The 21,830-nt window shown below is 55.7% G+C and carries 19 protein-coding genes; 10 read left to right on the top strand and 9 right to left on the bottom strand.

What is annotated here, in order from left to right; genetic code table 11:
• Window positions 1–9: 9 nt before the first annotated feature.
• From ACN0WW_RS09430 to ACN0WW_RS09415, 4 genes are all read right to left on the bottom strand, one after another.
• Window positions 10–441 (bottom strand): MAPEG family protein, encoded by a 432-nt coding sequence (locus ACN0WW_RS09430; RefSeq protein ID WP_417611778.1) that lies wholly within the window; start codon window positions 439–441, stop codon window positions 10–12.
• A gap of 76 nt (window positions 442–517) precedes the next feature.
• Entirely contained in the window at window positions 518–1,717 is a 1,200-nt protein-coding gene (locus ACN0WW_RS09425; protein ID WP_417611776.1) for a type III PLP-dependent enzyme, read from the bottom strand.
• Window positions 1,718–1,863: 146 nt separating this feature from the next.
• On the bottom strand, window positions 1,864–3,033 hold the full coding sequence (locus ACN0WW_RS09420) for a carboxynorspermidine decarboxylase (RefSeq protein ID WP_417611774.1): 1,170 nt from the start codon (window positions 3,031–3,033) through the stop codon (window positions 1,864–1,866).
• Window positions 3,034–3,035: 2 nt separating this feature from the next.
• A complete protein-coding gene (locus ACN0WW_RS09415; protein WP_417611772.1) occupies window positions 3,036–4,253 on the bottom strand; it encodes a saccharopine dehydrogenase C-terminal domain-containing protein in 1,218 nt (405 codons plus the stop codon).
• Between the two features lie 53 nt (window positions 4,254–4,306).
• Here ACN0WW_RS09415 and ACN0WW_RS09410 point away from each other — a divergent pair, with 53 nt between their 5' ends.
• Window positions 4,307–5,290, top strand: a complete 984-nt coding sequence (locus ACN0WW_RS09410; RefSeq protein WP_417611770.1) for a threonine ammonia-lyase — start codon at window positions 4,307–4,309, stop codon at window positions 5,288–5,290.
• 465 nt (window positions 5,291–5,755) lie between these two features.
• Here the strand turns inward: ACN0WW_RS09410 and hemA are convergent, their stop codons facing one another.
• Both hemA and murI read right to left on the bottom strand, forming a co-directional pair.
• A complete protein-coding gene (hemA, locus tag ACN0WW_RS09405) occupies window positions 5,756–6,976 on the bottom strand; it encodes a 5-aminolevulinate synthase (RefSeq protein ID WP_417611768.1) in 1,221 nt (406 codons plus the stop codon).
• 127 nt (window positions 6,977–7,103) lie between these two features.
• Window positions 7,104–7,916, bottom strand: coding sequence for a glutamate racemase (murI, locus tag ACN0WW_RS09400; protein ID WP_417611766.1), 813 nt, complete (start codon window positions 7,914–7,916; stop codon window positions 7,104–7,106).
• A gap of 155 nt (window positions 7,917–8,071) precedes the next feature.
• On the opposite strand from murI, the gene plsY reads away from it, so the two are divergent.
• The 3 genes from plsY to topA all read left to right on the top strand — a co-directional run bounded on the left by plsY (window position 8,072) and on the right by topA (window position 12,488).
• On the top strand, window positions 8,072–8,665 hold the full coding sequence (plsY, locus tag ACN0WW_RS09395) for a glycerol-3-phosphate 1-O-acyltransferase PlsY (RefSeq protein WP_417611764.1): 594 nt from the start codon (window positions 8,072–8,074) through the stop codon (window positions 8,663–8,665).
• A 1-nt stretch (window position 8,666) separates the two neighbouring features.
• On the top strand, window positions 8,667–9,788 hold the full coding sequence (dprA, locus tag ACN0WW_RS09390; protein WP_417611762.1) for a DNA-processing protein DprA: 1,122 nt from the start codon (window positions 8,667–8,669) through the stop codon (window positions 9,786–9,788).
• A 123-nt stretch (window positions 9,789–9,911) separates the two neighbouring features.
• Window positions 9,912–12,488 carry a type I DNA topoisomerase gene (gene topA, locus ACN0WW_RS09385; protein WP_417611760.1) on the top strand — a complete coding sequence of 859 codons (2,577 nt, stop codon included), beginning with the start codon at window positions 9,912–9,914 and terminating at the stop codon, window positions 12,486–12,488.
• A gap of 93 nt (window positions 12,489–12,581) precedes the next feature.
• Here the strand turns inward: topA and era are convergent, their stop codons facing one another.
• The 3 genes from era to lepB are packed head-to-tail and all read right to left on the bottom strand — an operon-like array spanning window position 12,582 to window position 14,940.
• The gene (gene era / locus ACN0WW_RS09380) at window positions 12,582–13,475 is read right to left on the bottom strand and encodes a GTPase Era (protein WP_417611758.1); all 894 of its coding nucleotides are present in this window, start codon (window positions 13,473–13,475) and stop codon (window positions 12,582–12,584) included.
• Window positions 13,472–14,140, bottom strand: coding sequence for a ribonuclease III (rnc, locus tag ACN0WW_RS09375; protein WP_417611756.1), 669 nt, complete (start codon window positions 14,138–14,140; stop codon window positions 13,472–13,474). Before rnc ends, era begins: the two co-directional genes overlap by 4 nt.
• Window positions 14,137–14,940, bottom strand: a complete 804-nt coding sequence (lepB, locus tag ACN0WW_RS09370) for a signal peptidase I (protein ID WP_417611754.1) — start codon at window positions 14,938–14,940, stop codon at window positions 14,137–14,139. The genes rnc and lepB overlap by 4 nt, the downstream gene beginning before the upstream one ends.
• Window positions 14,941–15,092: 152 nt before the next feature.
• On the opposite strand from lepB, the gene pgi reads away from it, so the two are divergent.
• The 6 genes from pgi (at window position 15,093) to mce (ending at window position 21,826) form a co-directional block, all read left to right on the top strand.
• On the top strand, window positions 15,093–16,592 hold the full coding sequence (gene pgi / locus ACN0WW_RS09365; RefSeq protein ID WP_417611752.1) for a glucose-6-phosphate isomerase: 1,500 nt from the start codon (window positions 15,093–15,095) through the stop codon (window positions 16,590–16,592).
• A 16-nt stretch (window positions 16,593–16,608) separates the two neighbouring features.
• On the top strand, window positions 16,609–17,958 hold the full coding sequence (gor, locus tag ACN0WW_RS09360) for a glutathione-disulfide reductase (RefSeq protein ID WP_417611750.1): 1,350 nt from the start codon (window positions 16,609–16,611) through the stop codon (window positions 17,956–17,958).
• Window positions 17,959–18,085: 127 nt separating this feature from the next.
• Window positions 18,086–19,612: an acyl-CoA carboxylase subunit beta gene (locus ACN0WW_RS09355; RefSeq protein ID WP_417611748.1), complete on the top strand. Its 1,527-nt coding sequence runs from the start codon at window positions 18,086–18,088 to the stop codon at window positions 19,610–19,612.
• An 8-nt stretch (window positions 19,613–19,620) separates the two neighbouring features.
• The gene (locus ACN0WW_RS09350; protein ID WP_417611746.1) at window positions 19,621–20,433 is read left to right on the top strand and encodes an Abi-alpha family protein; all 813 of its coding nucleotides are present in this window, start codon (window positions 19,621–19,623) and stop codon (window positions 20,431–20,433) included.
• 13 nt (window positions 20,434–20,446) lie between these two features.
• Complete coding sequence (locus ACN0WW_RS09345) at window positions 20,447–21,391, top strand: DUF808 domain-containing protein (protein ID WP_417611744.1); 945 nt, start codon at window positions 20,447–20,449, stop codon at window positions 21,389–21,391.
• Window positions 21,392–21,826, top strand: a complete 435-nt coding sequence (mce, locus tag ACN0WW_RS09340; protein WP_417611742.1) for a methylmalonyl-CoA epimerase — start codon at window positions 21,392–21,394, stop codon at window positions 21,824–21,826.
• Window positions 21,827–21,830: the final 4 nt, after the last annotated feature.

The raw sequence follows: 21,830 nt of genomic DNA, 5'->3' as shown, positions 1-21,830 counted from the left end.
GATATGAATTCAGAAAAGCGTGACCCACAGCGCGTTGATCGCCATGATCAACAAGCAGATGGTTGAAGCGATAAACAGCAGAAAACGGACGTTGACGAGATTGACCGTCGCTTGCCAGATGCTGTGGATGATCCGGAGGATCACATAGCCCCAGGCAAGATAAAGGTTCAGCCCGTGCCCCGCTCCGGCCATCGCCAGAATCACCACCGTCGCATAGAACAGCGTCGGCTGCTCCATCAGATGGGTGTAATTGTGGGATTTCCAGTTCACCTTGTCGGGGATCACCCCTTCCAGATCGCTTCCGCGACCGCCAGGCTTCGCCTTGCTAAGGTCCGCCCCGGATTTTGCCATGGCCGGAAATCTTGTCCCCGCCATCCAGAACAGCATGATTAGCGACCAGATGACCAGCAGCGCCGCCGGTGCCAAAATCGGAATATCCATGAGCTTCCTCCCCAAAAACTGTCGGGAGAAATTGCGTTAGTTGAAACCGATTGTCAATTGCAACCTAGTTGCAGCCTCAAACGCGCGGAAAAGACACCACATTGTCGCGATCGGACCGGTCAAGATTGTCGCCGACATAGAGACTGGCCATCGGTTCATCGGCAACGTCATATTCTTCGCTATTGCCATAGCCGTTGAACTTCGTCCGCATCGCCGAGCCATAAGCGCCGACCATGCCGATTTCGATATAGTCTCCTGCCTTGATGCTGTCAGGCAAGTTGAAGGGACCCGCCATGAAATCCATGTCGTCACAGGTGGGGCCGTAGAAGCTGAATCCGGTTAACGTTCCGTCTCCGCTCTCTGCTCCCACCTGTCGAACAGGAAAGCGCCATCCGATATGGGCGGCATCGAACAAAGTGCCGTAAGCCCCATCATTGATATAGAGTTCGTTGCCGCGCCGGCGTTCGACCTTGACCACCAGCGAGCTATATTCGGCCGACAATGCGCGCCCTGGCTCGCACCACAGTTCGGCGGAATAGCTGATCGGCAGATCCTCGAAGGTCCGGTCGATGGCGGTGAAATAATGGTTCAGCGAAACCGGCTCCAGATCCGGATAGATCGACGGAAACCCACCGCCGACATTGACGATGTCGACAGTGACCGACGCACCGACGATTGCGGCGCGCACGCGTTCCAGCGCATGGACATAGGCCAGCGGCGTCATCGCCTGGCTGCCGACATGGAAACAGATGCCGAGGCTGTCCGCTGTCTGCCGCGCACGCTGCAGCAATTCTGCCGATTCATCGACTTCAATGCCGAATTTCGCTGCCAGGCTGATTTCCGCAAATTCCGAGGCGACGCGCAAGCGGACGCACAGCGTCAGATCGTCGGCTCCGTCCGTGCCCAGTTCGATCTTTTCCAGTTCCTCGATGCTGTCGAGCGAGAAAATCCGCACGCCATGCTTATGATAGGCTTCGCGGATCGAAGACAGTTGCTTGACCGGGTTCATGTAACACAAAGTCGCATCCGGCAGCGCCGCGCGCGCCAGGCGCACTTCGTCGATCGAAGCCACGTCGAAATTTGTAATGCCTTCTTCCCACAGCAATTGCAGCAGGGCAGGAGTCGGATTGGCTTTTACCGCATAGAGTGACTTGCCGGGAAACTGGTCGACAAAATAACGCGCCGCGCGACGCGCTGCGTGCGGCCGGTTCAGCAAAACTGGAATGTCTGGGCTTAGAGCCTTCGTCAGCTCCTCAGCATCAAGATAATGGTGCAACTCAAGGGACCCCCTTATAGGCTAAGATCGATTGAGCTGCCTTGCGGATTCGCAAGCGGCCATGGGGCAGCAAGGCGCGGCTATATGGCCACTTGATTGGTCTGTAAAGACCGAAGTCCTTACACAGGCTGAACAATAATGTTTTTTTAGCTGAGCCGATCTCTGAACTCCTTCCAGTCGAATCTCTTGATGCATTGCAGGGCGTCGCTTTCGCTATTCCAGAGCCAGATGGAGGGCAGCGGCACGCCATTGAACGTGTTGGTCTTTACCATCGAATAATGCGCCTGGTCCAGGAAAGCGAACCGTTGCCCGATATGAGGCGCTTCGGGTAGCCGATAGTCGCCGATGATGTCGCCGGCGAGGCAACTCGGTCCGCCGAGGCGGATTGCCGGCCCCTCTGCGCGTTCGTTCAGCATAGCCGGGCGATAGGGCGCTTCGATCACATCTGGCATATGGCAGGTCGCCGAAATATCGATAATCCCGACTGCCATGTCATTGTCGAAGATATCGAGAATTTCGCCAACCAGAATGCCAGCATCCAGGGCGACGGCTTCACCGGGCTCGAGATAGATTTCGCAGCCGCTTCTGGCTTTCAGGTCCTTCAGAAACCCAACCAGCGCGTCGCGATCATAGTCCTCGCGCGTGATATGATGACCCCCGCCGAGATTGATCCATTTCAGCGTGCCGAAATGTGGTGCGATGAACGGCTCGACCTGTTCCCATGTCTGCTCGAGCGCATCAAAACCCTGTTCGCACAGATTATGGAAATGGATTCCGGAAAGATGCGCAAAATGTTCCGGTCGCAACTGGCTGATCGGAAAGCCGAGCCGACTGTGCGGTTGGCTCGGATCATATTTCTCGGTCTCGCCGAGCGCGATCTGGGGGTTTATTCTTAAACCAATTTCAGAACTATCGAGCACAATATCCTGATTGGATGCACCTTTCCAGCGTTCGATCTGCTGCGGATTGTTGAAGGTGATATGCTCCGATATCCGGGTCAGCTCGGCTAAGTCTTCGGCTTTATAGGCGGGAGAATAGGTGCTGATCGGACCTCGAAAATGCTCCTTCGCCAGCCGCGCTTCCCACAGGCCCGAAGCGCAATAGCCATCCAGATATTCGTCGATCAACGGCGCCAGCGACCACATCGAAAAGGCCTTCAGCGCCAGCAGCACCTTGGCCCCCGACCGCGCACTGATATCGGCCAGAATCTCCAGATTCCGGCGCACCGCAACCTCGTCCACAACAAAAGCAGGAGAGGGCACCCGCCCCAGATCAAAATGCGCAAAAGCGCCGGGATCGCCTGCCTTGGTCTCCATGGTCAAAACGCCAAAGGTGCTTCCAATTCTTCCACGGTCCAGGGCAGACCATGCTGGTTCAGCATCTCCATGAACGGGTCCGGATCGAACTCTTCCATGTTGAAGACGCCCTTGCCCTGCCACTGGCCGGACAACATCATCGCCGCGCCGATCATTGCCGGCACGCCGGTGGTATAGCTGACACCCTGGTTGCCGGTTTCCTCATAGGCGGCTTCATGGCTGCAGATATTCTTGACGTAGAGCGTCTTCTGCACGCCGTCCTTCATACCCGTTGCGATCACGCCGATATTGGTATTGCCCTTGGTCGTCTCGCCGAGGCTGGCCGGTTCCGGCAATACGGCTTTCAGGAACTGCAACGGGATGATTTCGCGGCCTTCGTACATCACCGGGTCGATCCGGGTCATGCCAACATTCTGCAGCACCGCCAGATGCGTGAGATAGGCATCACCAAAGGTCATCCAGAAACGGATCCGCTGGATCTCCGGCAGATGCGTCTTCAGCGATTCGATTTCCTCGTGATACATCAGATACATATTCTTCGGGCCTACGGCCTCGAAATCAAATTCCTGTTTCTGGGTCAGCGGCGGCCCCTCAACCCACTGGCCTTTCTCCCAGTGGCGGGAATTGGCAGTTACTTCGCGGATATTGATCTCGGGATTGAAATTGGTCGCGAAATGCTGGCCATGATCGCCGCCGTTGCAGTCCAGAATGTCGAGCGTATCGATCCGGTCGAAATGATGTTTCTTTAGCCAGCAGGTGAACACGCTGGTCACGCCGGGATCAAAGCCGGAGCCGAGCAACGCCATGATCCCCGCTTCCTTGAACCGGTCGTGATAATCCCACTGCCATTTATATTCGAACTTCGCCTCGTCGCGCGGCTCGTAATTGGCAGTGTCGAGATAATCGGTGCCGGTCGCCAGGCAAGCGTCCATGATTGGCAGATCCTGATAGGGCAGTGCCAGATTGACCACCAGATCGGGCTTTTCCTTTTCGATCAGGGCGGTCATCGCCGGCACATCATCGGCATCGATCTGCGCGGTGGTGATGGCTACGCCTGTCCGCTGCTTGACCGACTCGGCGATCGCTTCGCATTTGGACAGCGTGCGGCTGGCCAGCACTATCTCGCCAAACGTGGCATTGCCCGCCGCGATCAGTTGCGCCATCTTGTGCACCGCCACCGAACTGACGCCGCCTGCACCGATTACCAATATTTTGCTCATGCTTTTCACTCTAAATGCTGGAGAAAGTAGAATACCGCATATAGGGAGAGGTCATGACAGAACAACACCTGATGAATCCTGAGCGGCAACCAACTTTGGAGGGAGTGGAGCGCGCAGCGAAGAAAATTGCTGCCATATTGCCGAATACGCCGCTGCTGCCGCTCGAAGTCGAGGGCCGGGTCGTCTGGTGCAAGGCTGAGTGCCTGCAACCGATCGGGGCGTTCAAAATCCGTGGTGGCTGGCACCGGCTGACCGATCTTACCGACGACCAGCGCCCCCGCGGCGTGGTCGCCTTTTCCAGCGGCAATCACGCGCAGGGCGTCGCCTGGGCCGCGCGGCGCCTAGGTGTCCCGGCTATCATCGTGATGCCGGACGACGCCCCCAGGGCGAAACTGGACAATACGCGTGAGCTCGGCGCGGAGGTTGTGACCTACGACCGTATGGGTGGCTCGCGCGAACAGCTTGCCGCCGAGCTGGCGGGCAAAACCGGAGCGGTGGTGGTCCCTAGCTTCGATGACCCCTGGATTGTTGAGGGGCAGGGCAGTTGCGGGCTCGAAATCCGCGAGCAGATGCTTGCCTTGACCGGATCAGAGCCCGACCAGATTGTTGCCTGCTGCGGCGGTGGCGGGCTGGCGACCGGCTCGGCTCTGGCCAATCCCGACGCGCGCATCGTCGTCGTCGAACCGCAAGGCTGGGACGATATGAAACGATCGCTCGAGGGCGGCTCTATCGTTCCTGTTGGCGACAATCCGCCGGCAACCGAATGCGACGCGCTGCAAACCATGCGCGTGGCGCCGATTACCTTTGATATATTGAAGGCCCGCAATGCCCTCGGCCTGTCGGTATCAGCGGAGGAAGTGCACCACGCCATGCGCATAGCTTTTGAAAAACTGCATCTGGTCGTGGAGCCAGGCGGCGCGGTAGCGCTCGCTGCGGTCCTGGCCGGCAAGGTACCGCTGACTGATGGCACGGCTATCACCTTGTCCGGCGGCAATGTTGATCCCGCGCTATTCGCGAATGTGATTTCAGCGAGCTAAGCTGTTACAACGCCGCAGGATTTGGGAACTCGTTGTTCCAGAATGAACTGCGCCAACGGGTGCAAGCTGGATGCGTCCAATTTTAGCAGTCGCCTCTTGCCTAGCCAGGAGTCCGCTACTGCCAAACTCTGAATTAATGGATCTGGTTCGGCCAGGGCTTCCTCAATCGACAATTCGTGAAGAAATGACCAGCACGCTTCATAGGCATCTTGCCGACTCAATTCACCATATGAGGTCAGGTGATCGCTGTACATTCCATTGGGGCTAGGCGATTTTGTCTCGAATCCTTGAGCGTTGTAATATGCTCTGGTGCAAAAATTGGCTATCACTTTCCCGTCGAATGTTAGCCAAGCGTGACCGCAGGAACAATTACCATAGGCTGTACTGTGAATATCTAATCTGCCCTTCAAGCCGGGAGCAAATCTAGACACTACGAGTGACCTGACTTTGCTCCACCGCATATATCTAGGCTGCTATCGCCCGCTCCAGATCCATCCGGCTCCAGATTTCGACCAGTGCATTGGTCAGATCGACCATCATCGCTTCGCTATGCGCCGGACCCGGGGTAAAGCGCAGGCGCTCGGTGCCGCGGGGTACGGTCGGATAGTTGATTGGCTGTACGTAGACGCCATATTCTGCGAGCAATATATCGCTGATTTTCTTGGCCTTGACCGGATCACCCACCTGTAGCGGAACGATATGGGTCGAGGATTCCATCACCGGCAGGCCGGCATTTTTGAACAGGTCCTTGAGCGTCTGCGCCGCTGCCTGCTGGCCGTCCCGCTCGGCGGTCGACTGCTTCAAATGGCGGATGCTGGCCAGCGCGCCAGCAACGAGAACCGGAGACAGGCTGGTGGTGAAAATAAAGCCGGGAGCATAGGACCGGATCACGTCGATGATCTTCTGGTCGGCCGTAATATAGCCGCCCATAACACCAACGGCCTTGGCCAATGTGCCTTCGATAATAGTGATTCTTTTCGCTGCCGCATCGCGTTCAGAAATGCCGCCGCCGCGTTTTCCGTACATGCCGACGGCATGGACTTCATCACAATAGGTCAGCGCATTATATTTGTCTGCCAGATCGCAAATCGCGTGCAGCGGCGCGATGTCGCCATCCATCGAATAGATGCTTTCGAAGGCGATAAGCTTTGGTACTTCAGTATCTTCCGCGGCCAGCAATTCTTCGAGATGCTCCAGATCATTGTGACGGAAAACCCGCTTCTCGCAGCCGCTGTTCTTGATCCCGGCGATCATGGATGCGTGGTTCAACTCATCGGAAAAGATGATACAGCCAGGCAGGATCTTGGTCAGCGTCGACAGCGTTGCCTCGTTCGAGACATATCCGGACGTGAACAGCAGGGCGCCCGACTTGCAGTGCCAGTCGGCCAGTTCCCGCTCGAGCTGGATATGATAATGGGTGTTGCCGCCGATATTGCGAGTCCCGCCGGATCCTGCGCCAACATCATGCAGCGCTTCTTCCATCGCAGCGATCACATCGGGGTGTTGACCCATCGCCAGATAATCGTTCGAGCACCAGACGGTTACTGGCTGCGGTCCATTGTGATGGGCGAAACAGCGCGCGTTGGGAAAGGAACCCTTGTTCCGTAGAATATCGATAAAGACTCTGTAACGGCCTTCTGTGTGCAAGCGATCAATCGCTTGTGAGAATATCTTGTCGTAGTCCACTATGTCACCAAATCCTGCGTCAAATCTGTCCTTGCGATCTCGTTGGTGGGGCTCTTAGCGGCCTTTTCCAACAATTTCCAGCGCGAACCGCTCGCAATAAGATTTCAAGATTTCCGCCGCTTGCGCCCTAGAGCTTTTCAAATCGGGTGTTGCCGTGGTCGGCGATAGCTGAGCGATAGGGCGCGACATCTCCCAGATCGCCGGTCGTCACAAATATGCCTTCGCGGCGTTCGACTGGCCAGCGCACATCCTTGGTCAGATAGGCGATCCGTCGGGCAATTCCGGCGGCACCATCGATGAATGCAACCGAGCCGGTTGCGGCGTCCGCCAGCTCGTCTCGCAGCAGCGGGAAATGCGTGCAGGCCAAAATGACCGTATCGATCCGGTCTCCGTCGACCTGATCAAACAATCCGGCCATCGCTTCGCGAATGACATCCGTGTCCGGCTTTTCGCCGCGCAGTTTTGCCTCTGCCGCATAAACCAGTCCCGGAGCGGCATGACGCAGCAAGATCTTGTCGGATGCAAAATTGGCTGCGAGCTTGTCCACATAGGGCTGCCGGACGGTCGCTTGCGTACCCAGCAATCCGATTACACCCGTGAGCGTTTGCTCGCTGGCTGGTTTGATGGCCGGCACGGTTCCGACGACCGGAATATCTAAAGCCGAGCGGACATGCTCGAGCGCAATGGTGGACGCCGTGTTGCACGCGATCGTTGCCAAAATCGGTTTATATCGCTCGACCAGCCGTCCCAGAAGCGCCGGCACGCGTGCAGCGAGTTCCGCCTCGGTCTTCATGCCATAGGGCAGGCCAGCATAGTCCGCAGCATAGACGATCGGTGCATGAGGCAGCAATTTGACCGTCTCGCTCAAAACCGAAAGGCCACCCACTCCGGAATCGAAAAATAATAGGGGAGGGCATTCGCCAGCCTGTGCTTCTGTCATGTTTTTCCCATAGCCAGAATAGCATGGCAACGGCAACTGCTTCGGTTCGTCTGACAAGCGTTTGGCCTTGGCCGTTTTTTGCGACGAGATGCTTGCTCGTTATCGCCTGTGAATATAGCTGCGATCGTAACAACAGGGTATTTTGAGTGCAGTCTATGTGGGTAGAACCGATATTTGCGTTATTGTTGGGCTATTTGCTCGGTTCAATTCCATTTGGCCTGGTATTGACTCGTCTTTCCGGCGGGGGCGATCTGCGGCAGACGGGATCCGGCAATATTGGCGCGACCAATGTCCTGCGCACAGGCAACAAGGGGCTGGCAGCGCTGACTCTCCTTCTGGACATCGGCAAGGGCTACGCTGCGGTCTATATTGCCCTGCAAATTTCGAGCGGCCTCGGCGTGCTCGCAGGCTTAGGTGCTTTCCTCGGGCATCTCTATCCTGTCTGGTTGAAATTTAACGGCGGAAAAGGCGTGGCCACCTTGCTGGGTATCGTATCTGCCCTGGTACCAACGGCAGGGTTGATATTTGCGGTCACTTGGCTGGGGTCGCTTGCACTTTGGCGCTATTCTTCCGTAGGAGGGATGCTCGCCGCCATATCGGTTCCGATCGCGGTCTTCGCCCTGGGAGAATATGCGATGATGCCCATGTTCATCGGTCTGGCTCTGTTGGTATTGTGGAAACATCGTTCGAATATCGAACGTTTGATCGCTGGCGAAGAACCGAAAGTCGGGGCCAGAAAAAGCGCTTGAAGTGGACGCCGCCAGTCAGGAAGCGTTTGATCGACTTCGGCTAATCCGCTCCGAGAATATCGGCCCTGTCTCATATCGACAGTTGGTCCGAAGATTTGGTTCGGCAGCGGCCGTGCTGGAGGCTCTTCCCGACCTTGCAGCTCGTGGTGGCGGACGATCACCTCGCGTTGCCAGCGCGAAGAAGATTGAGTCCGAGCTGAACGCCATCAGGAAAGCCGGAGCCAATATGTTGTTCCTTGGCGACCGTGCTTATCCCTCTTTGCTGGCTGAACTGTCTAACGCTCCACCTCTGCTCCTCTGGCAAGGCAGCTTGGCTTTCATAGAACGGCCAACGGTCGCAATGGTCGGCGCTCGAAACGCATCTGCTGCAGCCTGCAGATTCGCCCATGAGTTAGCGAATAATTTGGCTCAATCAGGCGTAACGATCGTGTCTGGCTTGGCCAAAGGCATCGATACCGCCGCCCATCAAGGCTCGCTGGCAACGGCTACTATAGGCGTCATCGCAGGCGGACTGGACGTTTTTTACCCACCCGAAAACGAGCGACTCCAGAAAGAAATTGCCGAACGTGGATTATTGCTGGCGGAACAAGCTATGTGCACTGAGCCGCGCGCACGACACTTTCCGTATCGCAACCGCATCATAGCCGGACTGGCGAGAGGCACAGTGGTGATCGAGGCTGCGCCGCGCTCCGGTTCGCTGATCACAGCGAGGCTGGCAGCCGAAGCTGGTAGACAGGTCATGGCGGTTCCGGGTTCTCCGCTCGATCCCAGGTCAACCGGCTGCAACATGCTGATCCGGGAGGGAGCGACATTAATCCAGTCGGCAGACGATGTTTTGGAATTGATCCGCCATTTTGATGATCGAGCAGAATATACGGTTCCGGTTGCCGCATTCTCCGACAACGTTCAGGGTTCCAGCGTGCCTCAACGGGATCCGACGGATATCCCAAACACTCAGCGCGCGCCGCTTATCGAGCTGTTGAGTGTGACGCCGGTATCGATCGACGAATTGGTCAGACAATCGGGTTTGTCGCCGCAGACCGTCCATATGACGTTGCTCGAACTGGAGCTGGCCGGACGGCTGACACGACACGCTGGCGCCAAAGTCAGCCTTGCCGATTGATGTCTGGGCGGTGGGCTAAATTTGTGATCGCCATTGACAAAAACGTTCAATCAGGGCCTTGACCTATGCCCAATCCTTGTCACAGCCTCGCGCGTATACGTGAGAACAACGAAATCGGAACCTATGCAGCTAGTTATTGTAGAGTCGCCAGCCAAGGCTAAAACCATCGAAAAATATCTTGGGTCGGACTTCAAGGTATTGGCCTCCTACGGTCATATTCGCGACCTCCCGCCCAAGGATGGCTCGGTAGACCCGGATGATGGTTTTGCAATGACCTGGCAGAATTACACCGACAAAGCCAAGCAGCTTAAAGAGATCACAGCCGAATCGAAAAAAGCCAGCCGACTGATCCTCGCGACTGACCCTGACCGCGAAGGCGAGGCGATAAGCTGGCATGTGCTGGAAGTATTGCGCAACAAAAAGGCGCTTCCGGACACGGTCGACCGGGTCACATTTAATGCGATTACGAAAGCTGCTGTGACAGACGCGATGGCGCATCCGCGCGCACTGGATGAAGATCTGATTGATGCCTATCGCGCACGTCGGGCACTGGACTATCTGGTCGGGTTTACCTTGTCCCCGGTGCTGTGGCGCAAACTTCCGGGCGCTAAGTCCGCAGGCCGCGTTCAGTCAGTATCGCTCCGTCTGATCGTCGAGCGAGAACGGGAAATAGAAGCGTTCAACCCTCAGGAATATTGGTCCGTCACCGCCCGGATGGAACAGGCCGGCCAAGCCTTTGATGCCCGGCTGACGATTCATGAAGGCAATAAACTTGGCAAGATGGATCTGGCCAATGAAGAGCAGGCGATGCTGGCCAAGGCCGCTGTCGAAAACGGTCTTTTCACCGTTGAATCGATTGAAACCAAACCGCTGACCCGCAATCCGCCTCCGCCCTTTACGACGTCGACGTTGCAGCAGGAGGCCGCTCGCAAGCTGGGCTATTCCTCGAGCCATACTATGCGAATTGCGCAGCAACTATATGAAGATGGCGCGATTACCTACATGCGGACGGATGGCGTCCAGATGGACGGCAGCGCGATTTCGGCAGCACGCAAGGCGATCGCTGACCGTTATGACGCAAGCTACATTCCGGACAGCCCGCGGATCTACAAGAGCAAGGCAAAAAATGCCCAGGAGGCGCACGAAGCGATTCGGCCTACCAGCTTCACAAAACGTACTGCCGGCAGTGGCGACCACGCAAAACTCTATGATCTCATCCTGAAACGCGCGATGGCCAGCCAGATGGCATCTGCTCGACTGGAGCGAACAACGGTCGAGATGCTTGATGGAACCGGAAAGACAGGCTTGCGAGCAAACGGTCAGGTGGTCAAATTTCCCGGATTTCTCGCGCTCTATGAAGAAGGCCGAGACGACGAAAAGGATGAAGACAGCGGTTTGCTTCCGGTGATGTCAAAAGGCGACAGCCCGGCCAAGAAAGCAGTGGATGCGGTCCAGCATTTTACCCAGCCACCGCCGCGTTACAGCGAAGCCAGCCTGGTCAAGAAGATGGAAGAATTGGGGATCGGGCGACCATCGACCTATGCCTCGATCATCAAGACCCTGAAAGATCGCGCTTATGTGCGGATCGAGAAGAACCGTTTCTTTGCAGAGGAGAGCGGACGCCTGCTGACCGGGTTTCTCGAACGGTTTTTTGATCGTTACGTGGCCTATGATTATACCGCTGGCCTCGAAGACGAGCTCGACGAGGTTAGTGGCGGGCGAGCGCAATGGCAGAAGATCCTTGAGGCCTTCTGGCATGATTTCAAGCCGAAGACCGTTGAGATCATGGAAAAGCTGCCATCAGAAGTGACGGCGGAGCTGGACAAATTTCTCGAGCCCTATCTTTTTCCCGAAAAAGAAGATGGCAGCGACCCCCGACTTTGTCCGCGTTGCAACGAAGGCAAACTGGCGCTGCGTGGCGGCCGTTTCGGGGCTTTTGTTGCCTGTTCCAATTATCCCGAATGCAAATTCACTCGCCGTTTTGCACAGGGCGGCAGCGCCAATGCGGATGAGGATGAAGGCCCGCAAGAACTGGGCGTTGATCCCGACAGCGATGAGAAAATCACCAAAAAAGTGGGTCGTTTTGGGCCCTATGTTGAAAAAGGCGAGGGCAAGGAAGCCAAGCGCTCATCGATACCCAAGGATATTCCACCGGAAGATTTCGGCCTTGAATGGGCCGTGAAGCTGCTATCGCTCCCTCGCGAGGTTGGCATTCATCCCGAAACCGGCGAACCGGTGATGGCACAGATTGGACGTTATGGTCCCTATCTGAGCCATAATGGCAAATCGGCGCGGCTCGAAAACACGCTGGAAGTGTTTGAGATCGGTATGAATGCTGCGGTCGCCAAACTGGCGGATGCGGCGAAAAATGGCGGCGGCCGCGGTCGCGGCAAGATGGAACCGCTCAAGATCATGGGCAATCATCCGCGCACCGAGGCTGAGATCAAGTTGATGGACGGCCGCTACGGTCCGTATGTCACCGATGGCACGACCAATGCGTCCCTGCCGAAAACCGTCGACAAGGATCAGCTAACCCTAGAAGAAGCGGCCCAGCTGATCGACGACCGTGCTGCCAAAGGTCCAGCCAAAAAGCGGACCAAGAAAGCCGCTCCCAAAAAGAAACCGGCTGCCAAGAAAAAGACGGCGGCGAAAAAGAAGCCTGCCGCGAAGAAAGCACCGGCAAAAGCCAAATCAGAATAATCGAATTGCCGATCAGGAGGACGACGCCTTTCCGCGTCGCCCTCCGGCTAGCAGAAGATTGTTAGATCGCCGTCGCTTGGGAAATCAGGGCCGCTATTTGACCCAATCAAGACCCATGTCCTGATAGAGACTCCGGTCCTCGTCCCAGTTCGCGCTGACCTTGACGTGCAAATAGAGATGGACCGGCTTTCCCAATATCTCCGACAGTTCGGCACGGGCCTTGGCACCGATGTCCTTGATCTGGTGCCCACCCTTGCCAAGAATGATGGCTTTCTGGCTGGCCTTTTCGACGAGGATTTGCTGATGGATCTCTAGCGAGCCGTCAGGCCGCTCCTTATATTGTTCCATCGCGATCGCGGTAGCATAGGGCAGTTCGGCATGGAGTTGCCGAAAAACCTGCTCGCGGGTGATTTCTGCTGCAAGAATACGCTCGCTGGCATCGGAAACCTGATCAGCAGGGAAATGCCAGGGGCCTTCGGGCATCGCCTGTGTCAAATAGGCCTTGAGTTCTTCAAGTCCGTCGCCAGTTTTGGCGCTCGCGAAGAATGTCTCGTCAAAATCCGCCTGTTCATGCAGTTTGACGACGTGGCCTAGCATCTTGTCTTTTGCGGCGATGTCGACCTTGTTCATTACCAGAATGGTTTTTTCAGAGCGATGCTGAATGCGTTCGACGATGGAGGTAACCTTGGTGCCGAGGCCGGCTCGGGCATCAACAAGCATGACGATAATATCGGCATCCTCAGCGCCTTCCCAGGCGGCCGACACCATCGCACGGTCCAGGCGTCGGTGCGGTTCAAAAATACCCGGTGTGTCGACCAGGAGCAGCTGCGTATCCTCTTCAATCGCAATACCCAAAAGCCTCGTCCGGGTGGTTTGCGGCTTGGAACTGGTAATAGCGACTTTCTGACCCACCAAAGCGTTAATCAAGGTCGATTTTCCGGCATTGGGGGCGCCAATCAATGCCACTACGCCGCATTTTTGAGTCATGTGAATTTTTCCAGAAATTTCTTGGCTGCTGCGGTCTCGGCCGCCTGAATGGCGGAAGCGGTCGCCTCGACCTCGCCGATATTGCTAATGCTCACGCGAACCGTGAATTTTAGATCGTGGTGAGGACCGCGTTTGTCGATCAATTCATAAGTCGGAACCTTGCGATTGTTGCTGGCGGCCCATTCCTGCAAAGCGGACTTGGGATGCCGGACGTCGGTCACTGCTGCAGTTATTCGGCTACCCCAATGTTTAAGTATGAAATTGCGTGCCGCCTCGATGCCATGGTCGAGATAAACCGCGCCAATCAGGGACTCCATCACGTCACCCAACACTTTGACACTTTGTCGGGCCCCGTCATCACGCGCTTGCTTTCCAAGCAGCAGGTGGTTCCCGACCCCGATCGTTTTGGCGACATCCCCGCATACAGGTCCGGAAACCAGGCCGTTAAGCCGTTGCGATAATTGGCCTTCGGGTTCATTCGGGAACTGGTGGTAGAGGTGATCGGCAATCACGAGGCCCAAGACCCGGTCACCGAGAAATTCAAGCCGCTGATAGTCTTCGTCGCCGTGGCTGCCATGAGTCGTCGCTCTGATATAGAGATTTGGAGATACTGGTTGCGCGTCGGTGATCTCTGCGATCCAGTCGAGAAAGTCTGACCGGCTCAAAATGTTTCTCCAATTCGATCCCAGCGGGCCGCGGTAAACCAGGTCCATGGCTTGATCCACTCTGCGGAACCATCGGTCGAAAAGACCGAGATCAAAGCCCTGCCGATCAGATTCTCTTCCGGCACCATCCCGATTGCCTGACCTTCTTGGGCAGGAAAGCGACTATCGGCGCTACGGTCCCGATTGTCTCCCATCAGAAACATATGACCCTCCGGAACGACAAAAGCCTGAGTGTTGTCTCCCTCCGAATCTTCGTAAATATCCAGAATGCGATAGCTCACTCCATTGGGCAGAGTTTCCTGAAACTGCGGATAACGACAAACCCTTTTGCCATTTTCTACCGTGGATTCAAACTCCGGACGATAGCAAGGACTGTTGGGTGTGATCGGCAGTTCGAAATCGGCGATTCTTTTGTGGTCAACCGGCGTCCCGTTGATGGAGACGACACCATTCGACACCTGAACAATGTCGCCTGATAAGGCAATCACACGCTTGATATAGTCTTCATGGGCGCTTGGCGGTGCTTTGAAAACTACCACATCCCCCGGTTCTGGGGAATGCGGCAATATTCGTCCTGGAATCAGGGGCACGCTGAAGGGCAGGCTGTATTGGGAAAAGCCGTAGGGCCATTTCGCTACCAGCAGATAATCGCCCACGATCAGGCGAGGCTGCATGGACTCAGAGGGAATGTTGAATGGGGAGAAGATGAAACTGCGCAATATCAGGATAAACAAGGCGAGTTTTATTAGGAACGCGACAAAGTCGCCGGTTTCCGATCTTTCTGCTTTCTTTCGCGTCATGGCGCCCCTTCGCTGACAATGGCATTGCCGTCAAGATTTCTTGCGCGAACCGGTAGTCGTTGATTTTCAACTTGAGACAGGTCTGTCCGGCGGATAGTGCAGGGTAGGTCAAAGGGTTCGCTAACTTCAGATGCAACAGATTGGATGACAGAATGACTTCAGACCATTGGCGCAAGATTCGCGAACTCCCCCAGGTTTCGCTAAATCAGCTCTTTGAAAACAATGGCAACCGGGTTGCAGAGCTCGGCTTTGACAAAAAGGGTCTCTATTTCGATTTTTCAAAAACCCACCTGAATAGTGACGTCGTTCAGGCTTTTGCTGAACTGGCAGATGACCTTGAACTGTCGGCTAAAACCAATGCGCTGATTTCTGGAGAGCTTATCAATGTAAGTGAAGGTCGGGCTGCGGAACATTGCGCGGAGCGTGGCATCGGCAACCCCGCCAGCGTCGACAACGCCCATGCATTACACGAACGCATGAAAAGTCTGATTGAGATCATTGATTCCGGTGCGATCGGTGAATTTACCCAGATCATCCATCTTGGGATAGGCGGGTCGGCGCTGGGACCCAAAATGCTGCATCAGGCACTCAAACTGGGCGATGAAAAATACGAGCTCGCAGTGGTGTCCAACATCGATGGCGCCGCTCTGGAACCGGTGCTGGAGCGGTTTGATCCAGCCAAGACCTTGCTGGTGATTGCGTCCAAAACTTTTACCACTGCCGAGACGCTGCTGAATGCCCAGTCGGTAGTCGATTGGATGCGGGAGCAGGGCCTCGATGATCCGTTGGGGCAGGTGGTTGCGCTAACGGCCGACCCGGAACAAGCGGTGAAATGGGGCATAGACGAGACCCGCATATTGCCTTTCTCCGAAACCGTGGGAGGGCGCTACTCGCTGTGGTCCTCGATAGGGTTCAGTGTTGCGCTTGCGCTCGGCTATGATGTTTTTGCTGATCTGCTCGACGGAGCTGCGGCGATGGATCGGCATTTCCAGGATACACCCTTGGAAAGCAATATTCCGGTGATCGCAGCTTTTGCCGATCAATATTATGCGCAAGTGCGTGGCTGTCAGACCCGCGCTGTCTTTGCCTATGACGAGCGATTGGGGCTCCTTCCAGACTATCTGCAGCAACTGGAAATGGAGAGTAACGGGAAGTCGGTGACCATCGAAGGCGCACCGCTATCCTTGCATTCCAGCCCGGTTGTCTGGGGCGGTGTTGGCACAGATGCTCAACACGCAGTTTTTCAGTTGCTCCATCAGGGCAGTCATCTCGTCCCGGTCGAGTTTCTGGCGGTGGTGGAACCTGGTGATTCCCTGGATCCTGCGCATCATAACGGTCTGCTGTTGAACTGCTTTGCCCAGGGGGCGGCGCTCATGGCGGGTAAAAATTCCGATGACAGTCATCGAAACTATCCGGGTGACAGACCGTCGGTCACCATATTAATGGAAGAATTGGAAGCACGTTCACTGGGTGCGCTCCTTGCTTTTTACGAGCATCGGACATTCGTGAATGCCGTTTTGTTGAACATCAATCCGTTTGATCAGTTTGGCGTGGAGCTTGGCAAGCAAATGGCCAACAAGCTGGCTGCTGACGACGGTAACCGGTTGGATGAATCGACCGAAGAACTAAAAAAACGGGCCTTTGGACCCTGAGAACGAGGAAATTTTGATGGCTGAATTTGATTATGACCTGTTCGTTATCGGGGCAGGTTCCGGAGGAACGCGTGCTGCGCGGGTTTCGTCGTCCTACGGCGCAAAGGTTGCTGTTGCCGAAGAATATCGTGTTGGCGGCACCTGCGTAATTCGCGGCTGCGTGCCGAAAAAGCTGTTGGTCTATGGATCGCATTTTGCGGAAGAACTCGAAGACGGCAAAAATTTCGGCTGGACCTGGGAAAATGCCAAATTCGACTGGCTGACGCTGCGCGATCATGTTCTGAAAGACGTCGATCGGCTGAACAATGCCTATACCGATACGCTCAAAAATCATGGCGTCGAGATTATCCTGGAACGGGCGGAACTGACTGGTCCGCATGAGATCAAGCTGGCCGGCGGCAAGACCGTAACCGCGAAGACTATACTGATCGCGGTCGGGGCATGGCCTGCGGTGGCGGAGTTCCCAGGAAGCGAGCATATGTCCACATCGAACGAGATGTTTCATCTCGAAAAGCTGCCGGAGACCGTGATTATATCCGGCGGCGGCTATATCGCCAACGAGTTTGCAGGCATTTTCAACGGTCTGGGTAGCGATGTCACGGTCGTCAATCGGTCGGATATCATATTGCGCGGTTATGACGAGAGCATCCGTGATCGGCTGATCCAGATCTCGCTAGCAAAGGGTATCAACTATAAATTTCAGTGCTCGTTCGACAAGATTGAAAAGCAGGACGATGGCTCGCTGGATGTCTATATGAATGGGACAAGCCGCCCGGTCCGCGCTGACGTGGTGCTTGCTGCGACCGGCCGTCGGCCAAAGATTGACGGCCTTGGCCTTGAAACAGCAGGCGTTGAAACGGACGATAGCGGCGCGATCAAGGTCGACGAATATAGCAAGACCAATGTCGACCATATTTACGCTGTCGGTGATGTGACCAATCGGGTGCAGCTGACTCCGGTCGCCATTCGCGAGGGGCAGGCCTTTGCTGATACGGTGTTCGGTGACAATCCGCGCACCGTCGATTATGACAATATCCCGGCCGCGGTTTTTTCCCAACCGCCGATCGCGTCGGTCGGCTTGACAGAGGGCGAGGCGCGCGAAAGATACGGAAACATCAAAGTCTACTCCTCCGATTTCCGGGCCATGCGCAACGTGTTTGCGGACCGTGCCGAGCGCAGTCTTTACAAGATGATCGTCGAGCATCCGACCGAGAAAATCCTCGGCCTGCACATGATCGGCCCCGATGCACCCGAGATCCTGCAAGCGGCGGCCATTGCGGTGAAGGCAGGCCTTACCAAACAGGCCTTTGACGATACCGTAGCCCTGCACCCCAGTATGGCTGAGGAATTGGTGCTATTTAAATAGATAACGCTACGGCACAGGCGGCCAAAGCTCACGTTTAATCGCACGATTAATTACTATTGACGATTGCCTAACCGGCTGTGCATTGACTAGGGCATTCCAAACCAAGTGATTCACAGCCGGGGGATACATGTCAGACATTATCGCACAATTGGAAGCCAAACGCGCCGAAGCCATGCTGGGCGGCGGGCAAAAGCGGATCGACAGCCAGCATGCAAAAGGCAAGCTGACCGCCCGTGAGCGTATCCATATCCTGCTCGACGAAGGGTCGTTCGAAGAAATCGATATGTATGTCGAGCATAATTGCGTCGATTTCGGAATGGACGAGCAGCATATCCCCGGCGATGGCGTGGTAACCGGTAGCGGTACGATCAACGGCCGTCTTGTCTATGTCTTCTCACAGGACTTCACCGTCTTCGGCGGTTCGCTGTCCGAGCGCCATGCCGAAAAGATCTGCAAGGTGCTGGACAATGCTATGAAGGTCGGCGCGCCGGTCATCGGCATCAATGACAGCGGCGGGGCCCGGATCCAGGAAGGCGTCGCCTCGCTAGGCGGCTATGCTGACGTGTTCCAGAAAAATGTCCTCGCCAGCGGCGTCATCCCCCAGCTCAGCCTCATCATGGGCCCCTGTGCTGGCGGCGCGGTCTATTCGCCGGCGATGACCGACTTCATCTTCATGGTGAAGGACAGTTCCTATATGTTCGTCACCGGCCCGGATGTGGTCAAGACGGTGACCAACGAAATCGTGACGCAGGAAGAGCTTGGCGGCGCGGTAACGCACACGACCAAGACCAGCGTTGCCGATGTGGCATATGAAAATGATATCGAGGCACTGCTCGCGGCGCGCGACTTTATCGATTTCATGCCGCTGTCTAACCGAGAGGACGTGCCGGAACGGCCGACCGCCGATCCCTGGGACCGGCTCGAGGAAAGCCTCGATACGCTGATCCCGGCCAATGCCAATCAGCCCTATGACATGCACGAAGTCATCCGCAAGATGCTCGACGAGGGTGATTTCTTTGAAGTCCAGCCAGCCCATGCCGGCAATATCATTTGCGGCTTTGGCCGGATGGAAGGCGCCACCGTTGGTGTGGTCGCCAACCAGCCAATGATCCTCGCCGGTTGCCTCGATATCAATGCTTCCAAGAAAGCGGCGCGTTTCGTCCGCTATTGCGATGCGTTCAATATTCCGATTGTGACTCTGGTTGACGTTCCCGGCTTTCTGCCCGGCACATCACAAGAGCATAACGGCATTATCAAGCACGGCGCAAAACTGCTCTTTGCCTATGCCGAAGCGACGGTGCCAAAAATCACCATCATTACCCGCAAGGCCTATGGCGGCGCCTATGACGTGATGGCCTCCAAACATCTGCGCGGCGATCTCAACTATGCCTGGCCGACCGCCGAAATCGCCGTGATGGGCGCCAAGGGCGCGGTCGAAATCATCTTCCGCGGCAAGACGCCGGAAGAAATCGCCGAACGCACCGCCGAATATGAGGCCCGCTTCGCCAACCCGTTTATCGCGGCGCAAAAGGGCTTTATCGACGAGGTGATCATGCCGCACTCGACCCGCCGCCGGGTGGCGCTGGGGCTGCGGAAGCTGCGCAACAAGCAGCTGGAGAATCCGTGGAAGAAGCATGATAATATTCCGTTGTAACACGGCTCATGGTTGAGCCCGTTTCTACAGCTGCGCTCGTCGGTTTAGGGTGGTTTGCGAATAAGGTCTTTGGTCCAAGCGCAGATGCTATTGGTGGAGGCTTGAAAGCGCACCTTGAGTCTCGCGTTCCCGCGATCTTTAACCGAGCTGAAACCCTTGCTAAGGAAGGCAATATTCAGATTGGCCCTATTAAGCCTGGCTTGCTTACAAAAATGATCATTGATGCGTCTTTTTCGGAGGAGAATGACGGAATAACTCAGTGGTGGGCGAATCTTTTTGTTTCCGCGGGCTCGCGGCAGGTCGAAACCAATGTCCAGGCTGTATTTTCGGATATTATGGCCATGATTGGCCCGAACGAGGCGAACGTACTGGAAGAATTTGTTGCTTACTATCGACAACAAGTCGAACATTTGCCGGCTTCCGAGCGAGCGGCCGCCAGGAAGCTTGGTCCGCTGGTTCAGGATCGGTTGCTAAATCGCGTAATCGAAAAGTTTCCGCTTACGGGAGATAATATCAATTTCGTGCATCAACATTTCGAAAACCCTAACATTCCCGTACCTATTAGAACTTATGCATGGGCAATTCCGGAGGATAAAGGCAATGGTCTCGTTTGGGGAATGACAACCAAAAAATGGTATTCGGACAATCGTCTTTCCATAGAAATCCTAGAACGATCAAGAATCTTTAAGTTTGTGCGAGTTTCAATTCCATTGATGGCTAATCAGCCCGCTTGGGTGGATCTAGTTGCGCTAACGGATATAGGGATCGAGTTTTATCAGGCTTGCTCAGGATCGGCGTTGGAAGGCGAAATAACACAATGACTGGAAGCCTCTAATGCCCACAGGCCTAGTAGCCCTTCTCGATGATGTCGCAGCCATTGCGAAAGTCGCTGCCGCATCGGTGGATGATATCGGTGCTGCCGCAGCGCGTGCGGGCACCAAGTCCGCCGGCGTGGTAATCGACGATGCGGCGGTGACACCGCAATATATGACGGGTTTTTCGCCGGCGCGCGAATTGCCGATGATCTGGAAAATTACCAAGGGCTCGTTCCGGAATAAATTGCTCTTTTTACTACCGGCTGCGGTAGTTTTAGGACAATTTGCGCCATTTTTGATCCCGGTCATTCTCATTTGTGGCGGTTTGTTCCTCAGCTATGAAGCCGCCGAAAAAGTCCTGGAACTGTTCCATATCGACGAGACCAACAAGCACGAAAAGCCCGCGCTGGACGAGGGCCCTGGCCGCGAAGCAGAGATGGTATCGAGCGCGATCCGCACCGATCTGATCCTGTCCGCCGAAATCATGGCGATCGCGCTTTCGGAAGTGACCGAGCAGGTCTGGTGGCAGCAGGCGATTATATTGGCGCTGATCGCGGTGGTAATCACCGTCGGTGTTTATGGTGCGGTTGCGCTGATCGTGAAGATGGATGATATCGGCCTGCATCTGGCGAGAGAGAATGAAGGTATTGTTGCGTCCGTTGGTCGAGGGCTGATCAAGATGATGCCGAAGCTGCTGGCCGCCATATCGGTTATCGGCACGCTGGCCATGGCCTGGGTCGGCGGTGGATTGTTGATCCATAATGTTGCCGAGCTCGGTTGGCACGCGCCGGAGCACCTGATTAAATCGCTGTCTATCCCGCTGGTGACCCAGGCTCCGCAGGCCATCGCCGGAACGCTTTACAGCATCATATTTGCCATTTTGTCGGGCGTGTTGGGCGTCGCCATCGGCGCCGTTATCGCCCCGCTTGTTCACCGAATATTCCCGCATGGAGAGGCTCATTAGATGAAACTCGGAAGAATGAACCATATCGGCGTTGTTACGCCATCGATCACCGACAGCATCGCCCACTGGCGTGATGTCATGGGCGCAACCTCGATTTGCGAGCCGTTTGACCTGCCGGAACAGGGCGTGAAAGTCTGTTTTGTCGATACGCCGGCAGAGGGGCCGACGAACGGCACCCAGATCGAACTGATCGAACCGCTGGGCGAAGATAGCCCGATTTACGGATTCCTCACGAAGAATCCACTCGGTGGCCAACACCATATCTGCTTCGAGGTGCCCGACATTCATGCGGCCAAGGCGGAGTTCGAATCGATGGGTAAGCGCGTCCTGGGCGAGCCACGGATCGGAGCGCACGGAACGCTTATCTTTTTTGTGCATCCCAAGGATATGGGCGGGATGCTAACCGAAATTATGGAAACGCCCAAAGGGCATTGAACTT

Source organism: Parasphingorhabdus sp., assembly GCF_048269865.1.
Classification (GTDB): domain Bacteria; phylum Pseudomonadota; class Alphaproteobacteria; order Sphingomonadales; family Sphingomonadaceae; genus Parasphingorhabdus.
Note: the sequence above shows the minus strand (reverse complement) of the source record. Positions and strands in the feature narration are given on the sequence as shown.